The organism is Streptomyces sp. NPDC093795 (assembly GCF_044764665.1).
Lineage (GTDB): Bacteria > Actinomycetota > Actinomycetes > Streptomycetales > Streptomycetaceae > Streptomyces.
The window spans coordinates 424,567-438,905 of sequence record NZ_JBIWIO010000001.1 but is presented as its reverse complement, the minus strand read 5'-3'; the positions used below and the strand labels follow the sequence as shown (position 1 = coordinate 438,905).

Here is a 14,339-nt window from a genome sequence, read left to right as displayed (position 1 = left end):
ATGCCCGTGCCCGAAACCATCGCGCAGCCCGGTTCCGGTGTCGAGACGGACACCGGACCGGGGCAGCCGCAGGCCGTGACCGAGGTCCTGCGGCCGCACGCGGAGCACGCCTTCGCCGACGAACTCGCCGCGCTCCGCGCGGCCGACGACCGGCCCCGCCCCGCCCGCTGGCTCCTCTCGCCGTGGGCCGTCGCCACCTACCTCCTCGGCGGCACCCTCCCCGACGGGACGGTGATCACGCCCAAGTACGTGGGACCGCGCCGCATCGTGGAAGTCGCCGTCACCACCCTCGCCACCGACCGGGCGCTGCTCCTCCTCGGCGTGCCCGGCACCGCCAAGACCTGGGTCTCCGAGCACCTCGCCGCCGCCGTCAGCGGCGACTCCACCCTCCTCGTCCAGGGCACCGCCGGCACCCCCGAGGAAGCCGTCCGCTACGGCTGGAACTACGCCCGCCTCCTCGCCCACGGCCCCAGCCGGGACGCCCTCGTGCCGAGCCCCGTGATGCGGGCGATGTCGCAGGGCATGACCGCCCGGGTCGAAGAGCTCACCCGCATCCCCGCCGACGTCCAGGACACGCTGATCACGATCCTGTCCGAGAAGACCCTGCCCGTGCCCGAGCTGGGCCAGGAGGTGCAGGCCGTCCCCGGCTTCAACCTGATCGCCACGGCCAACGACCGTGACCGCGGCGTCAACGAACTGTCCAGCGCCCTCCGCCGCCGCTTCAACACGGTGGTCCTGCCGCTGCCCGCGACCCCCGAGGCGGAGGTCGACATCGTCGCCCGCCGCGTCGAGCAGCTCGGGCGCTCCCTGGAACTGCCGGCCGCCCCCGACGGCGTCGACGAGATCCGCCGGGTCGTCACCGTCTTCCGCGAACTGCGCGACGGGGTCACCACCGACGGACGGACCAGGGTCAAGTCCCCCTCGGGGACGCTCTCCACCGCCGAGGCCATCTCCGTCGTCACGGGCGGCCTCGCCCTCGCCGCCCACTTCGGCGACGGCGTCCTGCGCCCCTCGGACATCGCGGCGGGCATCCTCGGCGCGGTCGTCCGTGACCCGGCGGCCGACCGGGTCGTCTGGCAGGAGTACCTGGAGACGGTGGTCAGGGAGAGAGACGGCTGGAAGGACTTCTACCGCGCCTGCCGCGAGGTGAGCGTATGACGACGCCCGCCACGGCCCGAGGCGGCGGACCGCTCCTGCTCGGGGTGCGGCACCACGGGCCCGGGTCGGCGCGCGGCGTGCGGGCCGCCCTGGAGGCCGAGCAGCCGGCCGTGGTCCTCGTCGAGGGCCCCGCCGAGGCCGACGCCCTCGTGGCGCTCGCCGGGGACCCCGACATGCGGCCGCCGGTCGCACTGCTCGCCCACGCCGTGGACGACCCCGGGCGGGCCGCGTTCTGGCCGCTGGCCGAGTTCTCGCCCGAGTGGGTCGCGATCCGCTGGGCCCTCGACCGGGGCGCCGCCGTCCGGTTCGTCGACCTGCCCGCCGCCCACACCCTCGCCGCCTCCGACCCCACCTGGGACGACAGCGAGGACGAGGTCTCCGGGAGCGGCCGGCGGATCGACCCCGTCGCCGAACTGGCGGGGGCCGCCGGGTACGAGGACGCCGAGCATTGGTGGGAGGACGCCGTCGAACTGCGCGGCGACGGCGACCCCACCGCCCCCTTCGAGGCCCTCGCCGAGGCCATGGGCGCCCTCCGCGAGGCGTACGGGCACGGCGGGCACCCCCGCGACCTCGTCCGCGAGGCGTACATGCGGATCCAGCTCCGCGCCGCCCGCAAGGAGTTCGGCGACGCCGTCGCCGTCGTCTGCGGCGCCTGGCACGTCCCCGCCCTCACACGGAAGACGACCGTCGCCGCCGACCGGGCCCTCCTCAAGGGCCTGCCCAAGGTGAAGACCGAGATGACCTGGGTCCCCTGGACCCACCGCAGGCTCGCCCGCCGCTCGGGATACGGCGCCGGGATCGACTCACCCGGCTGGTACGGGCACCTCTTCGCCGCCCCCGACCGGCCCGTCGAGCGCTGGATGACCAAGGTCGCCGGGCTCCTCAGGGCGGAGGACCACCTCGTCTCCACCGCCCATGTCATCGAGGCCGTCCGGCTCGCCGACACCCTCGCCGCCCTGCGCGGCCGGCCGCACCCCGGCCTCGAAGAGACCACCGACGCCGTGCGCGCCGTCCTCTGCGAGGGCTCCGACGTGCCGCTCGCCCTGGTCAGGGACCGACTCGTCGTCGGCGACGTCCTCGGCGAGGTACCGGCCGGCGCCCCCGCCGTCCCCCTGCAACGCGACCTGACCCGCCGCCAGCGCACCTTGCGCCTCAAGCCCGAGGCCACGGAGCGCGCACTCGAACTCGACCTCCGCAAGGAGACGGACGGCGAGCGCAGCCGGCTCCTGCACCGGCTGCGACTCCTCGGCGTCCACTGGGGCGAACCGGCCGCCGGACGCGCCGGCACCGGCACCTTCCGGGAGACCTGGCGGCTGCGCTGGGAGCCCGAGCTGCACGTCCGGATCGCGGAGGCCGGCGTCTGGGGCACCACCGTCGAGGCCGCCGCCACCGCCAGGGCCCGCTCCCGGGCCCTGGCGGCGACCGCCCTCCCCGACATCACCGCCCTCGCCGAGCAGTGCCTCCTCGCCGGGCTCACCGAAGCGCTCCCCGTCGTGATGCGGGCGCTCTCCGACCGGGCCGCGCTCGACACCGACGTCACCCACCTCGCCCAGGCCCTCCCGGCCCTCGCCCGCTCACTGCGCTACGGCGACGTCCGGGGCACCGACACGGCGGCCCTCGCGGAGGTCGCCGCCGGCCTCGCGGAACGGATCTGCGTCGGCCTGCCGCCCGCCTGCGCCGGACTCGACACCGACGCGGCCACCGCCATGCGCGAGCGGATCGACGAGGTCCACCACGCCATCGGCCTGCTGCCGGGAGCGGCAGGGACGGCCGACCGCTGGGCGGGCGTCCTGCGCCGGCTCGCCGACCGCGACCGGACCCCGGGCATCCTCAGGGGCCGAGCCGCCCGGCTCCTCCTGGACGAGAGCCGGATCCCCGACGCCGAGGCCGCCCTGCTCATGAGCCGCGCCCTCTCACCCGGCACCCCGCCGCCCGACGCCGCCGCCTGGATCGACGGCTTCGTCGGCGGGGCCTCCGGCGGCGGACTGCTCCTCGTCCACGACGAGCGGCTCCTCGGCCTGGTCGACACCTGGCTCACCGGCGTACCGGCCGAGGCGTTCACCGACGTCCTGCCGCTGCTGCGCCGCACCTTCTCCGCGTACGAACCGGGAGTGCGCCGCACCCTCGGCGAACTGGTCGCCCGCGGCCCCGGGACCGGCAGCGCCGGGCACACCGCACCCGGCGTCCCCGGCTTCGCCCCCACACCCGACCAGGACCGGGCGGACGCCGTCCTCCCCCTCCTCCACCTCGTCCTCGGCACGGAGGTCCCGGCATGAGCACCCCGATGAACCCGGCGGCCCCGACGGACGACGAGCGGCTGCGCCGCTGGCGGCTCGTCCTGGGCGGCGGGGAAGCCGACGGCACCGGCCGGGCGCTCACCGGCACCGACGCCGCCATGGACGGAGCCCTCACCGCGCTCTACGGACGTACGAGCCAGGGGGCGGGCGCCGGACGTGATCGCGCCGGACGGGACCGCTCGGCCGGACTCGGCGCCTCGGCGCCCTCCGTCGTCCGCTGGCTCGGCGACATCCGGACGTACTTCCCCAGCTCCGTCGTCCAGGTCATGCAGCGCGACGCGATCGACCGTCTCGGCCTGGCGACCCTGCTCCTGGAGCCGGAGATGCTGGACGCCGTCGAGGCGGACGTGCACCTGGTGGGCACCCTGCTCTCCCTCCACAAGGCCATGCCCGAGACGACCAGGGAGACCGCGCGGGCCGTCGTGCGCAAGGTCGTCGACGACCTGGAGAAGCGCCTCGCCACCCGCACCCGCGCGGCCCTCACCGGCGCCCTCGACCGCTCCGCCAGGATCAGCAGGCCCCGTCACCGGGACATCGACTGGGACCGCACGATCCGCGCCAACCTCAAGCACTACCTGCCCGAGCACGGCACGGTCGTCCCCGAGCGGCTGATCGGCCACGGGCGCGCCTCCCAGGGGATACGGAAGGAGGTCGTGCTCTGTGTCGACCAGTCCGGCTCCATGGCCGCCTCCGTCGTCCACGCCTCCGTCTTCGGCGCGGTGCTGGCCTCCATGCGGTCGATCGCCACCCGGCTCGTCGTCTTCGACACCGTCGTCGTGGACCTGACCGACCGGCTCGACGACCCCGTCAACGTCCTCTTCGGCACCCAGCTCGGCGGCGGCACCGACATCAACCGCGCCCTCGCCCACTGCCAGTCGAAGATCACCCGTCCCGCCGACACGGTCGTCGTCCTCATCAGTGACCTGTACGAGGGAGGCATCCGCGACGAGATGCTGAAGCGGGTCGCGGCGATGAAGGCCTCCGGCGTCCAGTTCGTCGCGCTGCTCGCCCTCTCAGACGAGGGCGCCCCGGCCTACGACCGCGACCACGCGGCGGCGCTCGCCGCGCTCGGCGTCCCGGCCTTCGCCTGCACCCCCGACCTCTTCCCCGAGGTCATGGCGGCGGCCCTGGAGAAGCGCCCCCTGCCGATACCCGCCGACTGACGCTTCCCCGAGCGGCCCCGCCCGGCGTCGACCGGCCCGACCACCCCCGACCGGCGTCGGCGTGTCCCGGCGGTGCGGAATTCGTCGTCGTGGGACCACCCGCACGGGTGTCCGTGAGCCGATTGAGGTCCATATCACACCGCCGCCAGAACGCCCCTCACCCGTACTCCCGGCGCGTCGTGAGGCGACCGGAGGTCAAGCGCCGCCTGCTGCGAACACCGCAGGCCCCCACCCCTCGACCCCTCCGCACGACCCCCGGGCACCTGCGATCTGTGACCCGTATCACCGCTCCGTAGTGACCTCCGATTTAGGGACCTACGGCCCACGGCGATAACCTGCGAGACGGACATGCCGCGTCCACGGACACCGTGTACGCCTCCCTTGTGACAGAGACCGAGCAGTCACGCTGCCCTTCGCGGCACGCCCACGCAGACAACGAACCGCGATCATCAGAAAAGGGACGGACGCGCGTGGACCTGTTCGAGTATCAGGCGAGGGACCTCTTCGCCAAGCACGGTGTACCGGTGCTGGCCGGTGAAGTCATCGACACGCCTGAGGCGGCGCGCGAGGCCACCGAGCGTCTTGGCGGCAAGTCGGTCGTCAAGGCGCAGGTGAAGGTCGGCGGCCGCGGCAAGGCCGGCGGCGTCAAGCTGGCGGGCGACCCCGACGAGGCGGTCGCTCGCGCGACCGACATCCTCGGCATGGACATCAAGGGCCACACGGTCCACAAGGTGATGATCGCCGAGCTGTCCCCGGAGATCGAGGCGGAGTACTACGTCTCGTACCTCCTCGACCGCACCAACCGCACCTTCCTCGCCATGGCGTCGGTGCAGGGCGGCATGGACATCGAGGAGGTCGCGGAGAAGACCCCCGAGGCCCTCGCGAAGGTCCCGGTCAACGCCGTCGAAGGCGTGAACATCGAGAAGGCCCGCGAGATCGTGGCCCTGGCGAAGTTCCCGGCCGAGGTGGCCGAGGGCGTCGCCGAGGCGATGGTGACCCTGTGGGACACCTTCGTCGCCGAGGACGCGCTCCTCGTCGAGGTCAACCCGCTGGTGAAGACCAAGGACGGCCGCATCCTGGCGCTGGACGGCAAGGTGTCTCTCGACGAGAACGCCGACTTCCGTCAGCCCGACCACGAGGCGCTCGAGGACAAGGCCGCAGCCAACCCGCTCGAGGCTGCCGCCAAGGCCAAGAACCTCAACTACGTCAAGCTCGAGGGCGAGGTCGGCATCATCGGTAACGGTGCCGGTCTGGTCATGTCGACCCTGGACGTCGTCGCGTACGCCGGTGAGAACCACGGCGGCGTGAAGCCGGCCAACTTCCTCGACATCGGCGGCGGCGCCTCCGCCGAGGTCATGGCGAACGGCCTGGAGATCATCCTGGGCGACCCGGACGTCAAGTCCGTGTTCGTCAACGTCTTCGGTGGCATCACCGCCTGTGACGAGGTCGCCAACGGCATCGTCCAGGCCCTGGAGCTCCTCGCCTCCAAGGGCGAAGAGGTCACCAAGCCGCTGGTCGTGCGCCTCGACGGCAACAACGCGGAGCTGGGTCGCAAGATCCTGTCGGACGCGAACCACCCGCTCGTGCAGCGTGTGGACACCATGGACGGCGCGGCCGACAAGGCCGCCGAGCTCGCGGCTGCGAAGTAAGGGACGAGGTCAGAACACCATGGCTATCTTCCTGACCAAGGACAGCAAGGTCATCGTCCAGGGCATGACCGGTGCCACGGGCATGAAGCACACCAAGCTCATGCTGGGTGACGGCACCAACATCGTCGGTGGCGTGAACCCGCGCAAGGCCGGCACGACCGTCGACTTCGACGGCACCGAGGTCCCGGTCTTCGGCTCCGTCGCCGAGGCGATGAAGGAGACCGGCGCCAACGTCTCGGTCCTCTTCGTCCCGCCGGCGTTCGCGAAGGCCGCCGTGGTCGAGGCGATCGACGCCGAGATCCCGCTGGCCGTCGTCATCACCGAGGGCATCGCCGTCCACGACTCCGCCGCCTTCTGGGCGTACGCGCAGGCGAAGGGCAACAAGACCCGGATCATCGGCCCGAACTGCCCCGGTCTCATCACCCCGGGCCAGTCCAACGCCGGCATCATCCCGGGCGACATCACGAAGCCGGGCCGCATCGGCCTGGTCTCGAAGTCGGGCACGCTGACCTACCAGATGATGTACGAGCTCCGCGACATCGGCTTCTCGTCCGCCGTCGGCATCGGTGGCGACCCGGTCATCGGCACCACGCACATCGACGCCCTCGCGGCGTTCGAGGCGGACCCCGACACCGACCTGATCGTGATGATCGGTGAGATCGGCGGCGACGCCGAGGAGCGTGCGGCCGACTTCATCAAGGCCAACGTCACCAAGCCGGTCGTCGGCTACGTCGCGGGCTTCACCGCGCCCGAGGGCAAGACCATGGGCCACGCCGGCGCCATCGTCTCCGGCTCCTCCGGCACCGCCCAGGCGAAGAAGGAGGCCCTTGAGGCCGCGGGCGTCAAGGTCGGCAAGACGCCGACCGAGACGGCCAAGCTGGCGCGCGCCATCCTGGCGGGCTGACTCCAGCGGTAGCTTTACGCGAGAGGGCCCCGCCCTCCGTCCGGGTGACCGGGCGGGGGCGGGGCCCTCTCGCGTACGACGGCGTACGGCGACCCGCGTACGCCGTCGTGCGTACGGCCGCGTACGGCGGCGCGGCTACTCGGTCGACGGGACCAGACGCTCGGGCCCCGGGTTCGGTTCGGCGCGCAGCTGGTCGCGGAGCTCCAGGTCTTCCGGGCTGAGCTTCTGCGGGCCGCCGCGCACGGGGACGCCGTTGACGGTCTCGCCGGGGACGTTCACGGGGATGTAGTGGGTCGGCGCCGTGACCGCCGTGAAGCCGGTGACGCCGATGAGGACCGCGGTCACGCCGAGCACCGCGCGGGTCCAGGTGCGGGTCCGGCGTTCGCTGCCCGTCCGGACCGTGCGGGCCGCCGGGAGGGTCGCCGTCGGCGCCTCCGTGACCAGCGCGCCGAGCCGCCGGTGCAGGGTCTCCGGCTCGGCGAGCTCGGGGATCCGCCGCCCGATGACCGTGCGGGCGTGCAGCAGCCGGTTGGCGGCGGCGGGGGTGCTCGCCTCGGTCTCGGCCGCCGTCTCCGGCAGGTCGAGGCCGAGCCCGTCGTAGAGCAGGACGGTACGGCGGTAGGGCGGCGGCAGTTCGAGGAGCGCGGTGAGCAGCTCCTTGCGGTTCGCCTCGGTCGGCGGGGCGTCCGGGTGCCTGTGCGCGCGGCGCAGCCGGTGCCAGGGGGAGAGGGCGTACTCGTACGCCGTCGCCCGCACCCATCCCACCGGGTCCGCGTCGACGGCGACCTCGGGCCATTGCTGCCAGGCGCGGTGGAAGGCGTACTCGACGGCCTCGCGGGAGAGCCGACGACGGCCGGTCAGCAGGTACGTCTGGTGGACGAGCCCGGGTGCGGCGTGCGCGTAGAGCTCGTCGAAGGCCTGCTCCGGGGTGAGGCCCGGTACGGCGGGCGGCGCCGCCGGCTCGGGGGCCGGTGCCTCCGCCACCACGGGTTTCAGGCGCCCCTGCGGCTTCGCGGTGCCCTTGCGCGGGGCGTTCGGCGGCTTGGCGGCCCGCTTGGCGGCGGCCTTGGGCCGCACGTTGACGGCGACGGAGGGGGCGGGCGCGGGAGTGGCCCCGGGCGTCGGCGCCTGCGGTCGAGCGGGCGTCGCCGTGGACGTCCGGCCCCGATCCGGCGCCGGCTCCGGTGCTGGTTCCTGTGCCGGCCCCGGTGGCTGTGCCTGCGCCTGTGCCTCTTCCCGCCCGGCGGGGGGCTCCAGCGAAGGTTCGCCGGAGCTTCCGGCCGGCTCGGACGAGCCGAGCAGCTTCGCGTACGCCTCGCGTTTGCGGCCCCGTGGCGACGAGCGTCCGGTCTCCCACGACTTGACCGTGGCCTTCGTGACGCCCATGGCCTCGGCGACCTGCTCCTCGCTCAGGGCGAGGGCCTCACGCAACCTGCGCCGCTCCTTCGGGGTCGGCAGGGTGACGGAGGGTGCGGAATGCGCGGTGCTCCGGCTCATCGGTGTCGACCTCCCGCAGAGCTGCTCTGGGCGGAAAAGTACATAAACGTATATTGAGCGACACAACGGAGGTTTGCCTGTTACGCGGCAAAAGCGCGTGTCGTTGGCAGCATGACCCCGTGACCCATGTGACCGAGTACCCCCTGGTCCGGGGCGGCCGTTCCGCCGCGCTCGCCGCCGCCTGTGTCCGGGGCGCGGTCGCCGCCGGACTCGGCCTCGGCGCCCTCGCGGTCCTGGTGGTCGCGGCCTGGATCAGCTCCCCGCACCCCGACAGCGGCCCCGGCGGCGCCCTCCATCTGGCCGCGGGCCTCTGGTTGCTCGCCCACGGCGTGGACCTGGTCCGTACGGACACCCTGTCCGGCCTGCCCGCGCCCCTCGGCGTCGTCCCGCTGCTCCTGACGGCCCTTCCCGTCTGGCTCCTGCACCGGGCAGCCCGCGACACCCTGGACGCGGGCGACGAGGACGACCGTCCGCGCCCCTCCGCGAGCGGCACCGTCGCCGCAGTGGCCGGGGGATATCTGCTGGTCGCGGCCGCGGTCGTCGTCTACAGCGTGAGCGGCCCGCTGCCCGCCGACCTGATCACCGCCGGGTTCTGGCTGCCCGCCGTCGCCGCGGGCGCGGCGGGCGCCGGGGTCTGGACGGCGCTGGGCCGCCCGTTGCCCGGGCAGCGCCAGGCGGCCGCCGCCCTGCGCGCGGCGGGGCTCGGGCTGGTGACGCTGCTCGGCGGCGGCGCGGTGGCCGCGGCGGTGTCGCTGGCCTGGCACGCGAGCGAGGCGCAGGCCGCGTACACGGTTCTCGCGGGGGAGTGGTCCGGACGGGTGGCGGTGCTGCTGCTGGTCCTCGCGCTGCTGCCGAACATGGCGGTGTGGGGGGCGGCGTACGGCCTCGGGCCCGGCTTCACCCTCGGTACGGGCGCGCTCGCGACCCCGCTGGGCCTCGCCGGGGATCCGGCCGTGCCGCCTTTCCCGCTCCTGGCGGCGCTGCCCGCGGAGGGGCGCGGGACCTGGGTCCACTGGGCGGCCGCGGCGGCTCCGTTGGCCGCCGCCGTGGTGCAGGGCCACCTGGTGGGCCGCTCGGCGCGGAACTGGGCGGCCCGGGACACCGCGCTCACGGCCCTCGGCGCGGCCTGGGGGTCAGGGACGGCGGTCGCCGTGCTCACGGCGGCGACGGGCGGGCCTCTCGGCACCGGCCGGCTCTCCGCGTTCGGCCCGGTGTGGTGGCAGACGGGCGCGGCGACGGTCCTGTGGGGTGCGTGCCTGGGGGCGCCGGTGGCCTTGGGAGTACGGGCCTGGCGCCGCCGATCCCTCCGCCCGAAGCCCCTGCCGACGCAGGCGCCTCCGCGCTCGGCCGGCGTGGGAGCGGGTACGGCGGGTGTGGCGCGCGCGGCAGGGACGACGGCCCCGGCCTCGCGCGCGAACGGGCCGACGTCCGGCGTCGTCCCGGGCCTGGGCTCAGGCATCGGCCCGACCCCCGGCTCCGGCGCCGGCCTGGGCTCAGGCATCGGCCCGGCCCCCGGCTCCGGCTCCGGCCTGGGCTCAGGCATCGGCCCGGCCCCCGGCTCCGGCTCCGGCCTGGGCTCAGGCATCGGCCCGACCCCCGGCTCCGGCGCCGGCCTGGACTCAGGCTCCGGCTTGGGCGCTGGCATCGGCCAGGCTCCGGCCTCCGGCCTCGGGCCCGGCCTGGACTCAGGCTCCGGCTTGGGCGCTGGCATCGGCCAGGCTCCGGCCTCCGGCCTCGGGCCCGGCCTGGGCGCAGGCATCGGCCAGGCCCCGGGCTCCGGCCTCGGTCCCGGTCTGGGCGCAGGCACCGGCCTCAGCTCGACCCCCGGCCCCGGCCCCGGCCTGAGTTCAGGCCTCGGCCTGGGCTCGGGTGTGGGCCTCGGCCCGGGCTACGGCCTCGGCCCAAGCTCCGGCCCCAGCCCCGACTCCGGTGTCGCCCCCGCCCCCGCCCCCGGGCCCATCGCCCGCCTCGCGCGCGCCCTCGGCCTCGGCCGCGCCGTCCGGCTCGCCTCCGGCTCCGGGGCGGCCCCCGTACCGGGGTCCGCCCCCGGTCCCGTACCCCCGTCAACCCCCGACGAGTCACTCTTCGAAGGGGAGCGGCCCGGCCCTGCGCGGCCAGGTGCCACCCCCGCCGCCCGGTCCGCCTCCCACCTGGGGCTCGACGACGACCCGTACGGCGACTCGGCCTTCGAGCCGTACGACTACCTCCCGGCGGCCTGGGAATCGACCCCGCCCCCGGACAGGCCCTGAAGCCCGCCCCGGGGGCCCCGCTCTACTCCCGGACCCCGAAGCCCGCGCGGAGCGGCTTCGGGAGGAGGTCGTTGCAGGCCAGTTCGCCCGCGTGGGTGAGGGCGTCGTCGCGGCACTCGTAGAAGTCGCTGTAGACGAGCTGCATGGTGAAGCCGACCGCGACGATCATCAGGGCCACGCTCGCCGCGACCAGGCCACTGATCGCGGCCGTGCGCATCGAGCGGAGCGGGGCCGCCGTGGCGCCCTGCCCCGACGGTCGTCCCGAGGGCTGAGACGCCGGCGCGGGCGCCGGCTGTGATGTCGGCGACAGGTCCGTCGTCGGCTTCGGCTTGGTCCGCAGCGAGCTGATCGCCCAGTAGAGACCCAGGGCGCCGAGGAGCAGCGCCAGTTCCGGGATCTCGAAGATGGCGAAGAAGAAGGCCCACATGCCCGCGAGGATCGCGTACCGCGCACGCCGCTGCGCCGGGTCCTTCGGGTCCCAGCGGGGACCCTGGCCGCCACTCGGGCCAGGCCCGCCCTGCCCTGGGCCGCCCTCGGGCCCGTCGCCGCGGCCGCCTCCCTGGCGCTCGGGCCCGCGGCCGAAGCCGTCGTCGGAGCGGCCCGGCTGGCGGGGGCTCCAGCGGCCGTCGGACGGCCCGGGCGAGCCCGGGGCCCCGGACGCTTCGTCGTCCGAACCCTCCGGTCGCCGCGGCTGCCACGGCTGATCCGGCCGGCCCTCGGGCGGCGGTGCGAACGGGTTGTTGTCGTCCGTGGACTGGCGTTCCGGCATCTGCTGAACGTCTTCCCTCTGTCGTCGTGACCACGGCCGCACCCGTGGTCTCCGCTGCTGTCTCGTCTGCTGCTACTGGTGCTGCTGCTCGTGCTGCTGGGTGCTGCCGCGCGCTGCTGTCCGTTACGCCGTCCGGGTCTCCGACCGGTGCCGGCCGCGCGCGCGTCCGGCGTCGGACCCTGACGCTACCGCCCTGCTCCGCCCCCGTCCCGTGGGGGCCGCCCGGTGTGCCGGTATCGTTGCTGACGGTCGAGCCATTCGTAGGGTTCCCCGTATCGAGCGGCACGATTCGTTCGTACGACCGTACAAACACCACGGAAAGAGTGACCCAGTGGCTGCCGCCCGCCTCGTCGTCCTGGTCTCCGGTTCCGGTACCAATCTGCAGGCCCTCCTCGACGGCATCGCCGCGGACCCCGAGGGCTACGGCGCCGAGATCGTCGCCGTCGGCGCCGACCGCGACGGCATCGCCGGTCTTGAGCGCGCCGAGCGCGCCGGGCTGCCCACCTTCGTCTGCCGGGTCAAGGACCACGCCACCCGCGGGGAGTGGGACCGGGCGCTCGCCGAGGCCACCGCCGCGTACGAGCCGGATCTCGTCGTCTCGGCCGGCTTCATGAAGATCGTCGGCAAGGAGTTCCTCGCCCGCTTCGGCGGCCGGGTCGTCAACACCCACCCGGCCCTCCTCCCCAGTTTTCCCGGTGCCCACGGGGTGCGTGACGCCCTCGCCTACGGCGCGAAGGTCACCGGGTGCACCGTCCACTTCGTCGACGACGGTGTCGACACCGGCCCGATCATCGCCCAGGGCGTGGTCGAGGTGCGGGAGACGGACGATGAAGCCGCTCTGCACGAGCGCATCAAGGAAGTCGAGCGCTCGCTGCTCGTCGACGTCGTGGGGCGTCTCGCCCGGCACGGCTACCGCATTGAGGGACGAAAGGTTCATGTCGGTGAACACGGACACCGTTAAGCCCATCCGCCGCGCGCTGGTCAGCGTCTACGACAAGACGGGGCTCGAAGAGCTGGCCCGCGGTCTGCACGAGGCCGGTGTCGAGCTCGTATCCACCGGCTCCACGGCCGGGAAGATCGCCGCCGCCGGGGTGCCGGTCACCAAGGTCGAGGAGCTGACCGGCTTCCCCGAGTGCCTGGACGGCCGCGTCAAGACCCTCCACCCGCGCGTGCACGCCGGCATCCTCGCCGACCTGCGCCTGGAGTCGCACCGCGAGCAGCTCGCCGAGCTGGGCGTGGAGCCCTTCGACCTGGTCGTCGTGAACCTGTACCCGTTCCGCGAGACGGTCGCCTCCGGCGCCACCCCGGACGAGTGCGTCGAGCAGATCGACATCGGCGGCCCGTCGATGGTCCGCGCCGCGGCCAAGAACCACCCGTCCGTCGCCATCGTGACCAGCCCGGAGCGGTACGCCGACGTGCTCGCCGCCGTCAAGACCGGCGGCTTCGACCTGACCGCCCGCAAGCGGCTCGCCGCCGAGGCCTTCCAGCACACCGCCGCGTACGACGTGGCCGTCGCCTCCTGGTTCGCCGCCGACTACGCCGCCGCCGACGAGTCGGGCTTCCCCGACTTCCTGGGCGCCACGTACGAGCGGAACAACGTCCTGCGCTACGGCGAGAACCCGCACCAGGGCGCCGCGCTGTACGTCGACGGGACGGGCGGCCTCGCCGAGGCCGAGCAGCTGCACGGCAAGGAGATGTCGTACAACAACTACACGGACACCGACGCCGCGCGCCGGGCCGCGTACGACCACACCGAGCCGTGCGTCGCGATCATCAAGCACGCCAACCCGTGCGGCATCGCGATCGGCGCCGACGTCGCCGAGGCCCACCGCAAGGCGCACGCCTGCGACCCGCTGTCCGCGTTCGGCGGCGTCATCGCCGTCAACCGCCCCGTGTCGGTCGAGCTGGCCGAGCAGGTCGCGGAGATCTTCACCGAGGTCATCGTGGCCCCCGGCTACGAGGACGGCGCGGTCGAGATCCTCGCCAAGAAGAAGAACATCCGCGTGCTCCGCGCCGAGGGCGCCCCGGCCAACCCGGTCGAGGTCAAGCCGATCGACGGCGGCGCGCTGCTCCAGGTCACCGACCGCCTCCAGGCCGACGGAGACGACCCGGCGAACTGGACCCTGGCGACCGGCGAGGCCCTGTCCGCCGAGGAGCTCGCCGAGCTCGCCTTCGCCTGGAAGGCCTGCCGCGCGGTCAAGTCCAACGCGATCCTGCTCTCCAAGGACGGCGCCTCGGTCGGCGTCGGCATGGGCCAGGTCAACCGCGTCGACTCCGCGAAGCTCGCGGTCGAGCGCGCGGGCGAGGAGCGGGCGGCCGGCGCCTACGCCGCCTCGGACGCCTTCTTCCCCTTCCCCGACGGCCTGGAGATCCTCACCGCGGCCGGCGTGAAGGCGGTCGTGCAGCCCGGCGGCTCGATGCGGGACGAGCTGGTCGTCGAGGCCGCGAAGAAGGCCGGCGTGACGATGTACTTCACGGGCACGCGCCACTTCTTCCACTGAGTCGTACGGCAGCGGGGGGGGGGGGGGGGGGCGGGGGGGGGGGGGGGGGGGGGGCCCGCCCCCCCCCGGGGGGGGCCCGGGGGGGGGCCCCGGCCCCGGGGGGGGGGGGGGGGGGGTGGTTGTTGTGTTTTTTGTTTGGGGGGGAGGTGGGG

Annotated in this window: 10 protein-coding genes; 8 read left to right on the top strand and 2 right to left on the bottom strand. The window is 74.3% G+C overall.

Features of this window, described 5'->3' with window-relative positions; translation table 11 throughout:
* From ACIRB7_RS02070 to sucD, 5 genes are all read left to right on the top strand, one after another.
* Positions 1–1,158, top strand: coding sequence for an AAA family ATPase (locus tag ACIRB7_RS02070; protein WP_403591054.1), 1,158 nt, complete (start codon positions 1–3; stop codon positions 1,156–1,158).
* Positions 1,155–3,434: a DUF5682 family protein gene (locus ACIRB7_RS02065; RefSeq protein ID WP_403591051.1), complete on the top strand. Its 2,280-nt coding sequence runs from the start codon at positions 1,155–1,157 to the stop codon at positions 3,432–3,434. Before ACIRB7_RS02070 ends, ACIRB7_RS02065 begins: the two co-directional genes overlap by 4 nt.
* The gene (locus tag ACIRB7_RS02060) at positions 3,431–4,618 is read left to right on the top strand and encodes a VWA domain-containing protein (RefSeq protein ID WP_403591048.1); all 1,188 of its coding nucleotides are present in this window, start codon (positions 3,431–3,433) and stop codon (positions 4,616–4,618) included. The genes ACIRB7_RS02065 and ACIRB7_RS02060 overlap by 4 nt, the downstream gene beginning before the upstream one ends.
* A gap of 470 nt (positions 4,619–5,088) precedes the next feature.
* On the top strand, positions 5,089–6,267 hold the full coding sequence (sucC, locus tag ACIRB7_RS02055) for an ADP-forming succinate--CoA ligase subunit beta (protein WP_403591045.1): 1,179 nt from the start codon (positions 5,089–5,091) through the stop codon (positions 6,265–6,267).
* Positions 6,268–6,286: 19 nt separating this feature from the next.
* Positions 6,287–7,171, top strand: coding sequence for a succinate--CoA ligase subunit alpha (gene sucD / locus ACIRB7_RS02050; protein ID WP_015035673.1), 885 nt, complete (start codon positions 6,287–6,289; stop codon positions 7,169–7,171).
* A 135-nt stretch (positions 7,172–7,306) separates the two neighbouring features.
* Here the strand turns inward: sucD and ACIRB7_RS02045 are convergent, their stop codons facing one another.
* Positions 7,307–8,668 carry a sigma factor-like helix-turn-helix DNA-binding protein gene (locus ACIRB7_RS02045; RefSeq protein WP_403591043.1) on the bottom strand — a complete coding sequence of 454 codons (1,362 nt, stop codon included), beginning with the start codon at positions 8,666–8,668 and terminating at the stop codon, positions 7,307–7,309.
* A 119-nt stretch (positions 8,669–8,787) separates the two neighbouring features.
* On the opposite strand from ACIRB7_RS02045, the gene ACIRB7_RS02040 reads away from it, so the two are divergent.
* Positions 8,788–10,917, top strand: a complete 2,130-nt coding sequence (locus ACIRB7_RS02040; RefSeq protein WP_403591041.1) for a DUF6350 family protein — start codon at positions 8,788–8,790, stop codon at positions 10,915–10,917.
* A gap of 22 nt (positions 10,918–10,939) precedes the next feature.
* Here ACIRB7_RS02040 and ACIRB7_RS02035 read toward each other — a convergent pair whose 3' ends face one another.
* The gene (locus ACIRB7_RS02035; protein ID WP_403591038.1) at positions 10,940–11,686 is read right to left on the bottom strand and encodes a hypothetical protein; all 747 of its coding nucleotides are present in this window, start codon (positions 11,684–11,686) and stop codon (positions 10,940–10,942) included.
* A gap of 331 nt (positions 11,687–12,017) precedes the next feature.
* On the opposite strand from ACIRB7_RS02035, the gene purN reads away from it, so the two are divergent.
* Both purN and purH read left to right on the top strand, forming a co-directional pair.
* Entirely contained in the window at positions 12,018–12,647 is a 630-nt protein-coding gene (gene purN / locus ACIRB7_RS02030) for a phosphoribosylglycinamide formyltransferase (protein WP_384408042.1), read from the top strand.
* Positions 12,622–14,187, top strand: coding sequence for a bifunctional phosphoribosylaminoimidazolecarboxamide formyltransferase/IMP cyclohydrolase (gene purH / locus ACIRB7_RS02025; RefSeq protein WP_403591035.1), 1,566 nt, complete (start codon positions 12,622–12,624; stop codon positions 14,185–14,187). Before purN ends, purH begins: the two co-directional genes overlap by 26 nt.
* Positions 14,188–14,339 lie beyond the last annotated feature (152 nt).

Excerpts from the sequence above, each read along its gene's own strand:
- ACIRB7_RS02070 (WP_403591054.1), top strand. The coding sequence starts at position 1 with ATGCCCGTGCCCGAAACCATCGCGCAGCCCGGTTCCGGTGTCGAGACG.
- purH (WP_403591035.1), top strand. The coding sequence starts at position 12,622 with ATGTCGGTGAACACGGACACCGTTAAGCCCATCCGCCGCGCGCTGGTC.
- ACIRB7_RS02065 (WP_403591051.1), top strand. The coding sequence starts at position 1,155 with ATGACGACGCCCGCCACGGCCCGAGGCGGCGGACCGCTCCTGCTCGGG.
- ACIRB7_RS02035 (WP_403591038.1), bottom strand. The coding sequence starts at position 11,686 with ATGCCGGAACGCCAGTCCACGGACGACAACAACCCGTTCGCACCGCCG.
- sucD (WP_015035673.1), top strand. The coding sequence starts at position 6,287 with ATGGCTATCTTCCTGACCAAGGACAGCAAGGTCATCGTCCAGGGCATG.
- ACIRB7_RS02045 (WP_403591043.1), bottom strand. The coding sequence starts at position 8,668 with ATGAGCCGGAGCACCGCGCATTCCGCACCCTCCGTCACCCTGCCGACC.
- ACIRB7_RS02060 (WP_403591048.1), top strand. The coding sequence starts at position 3,431 with ATGAGCACCCCGATGAACCCGGCGGCCCCGACGGACGACGAGCGGCTG.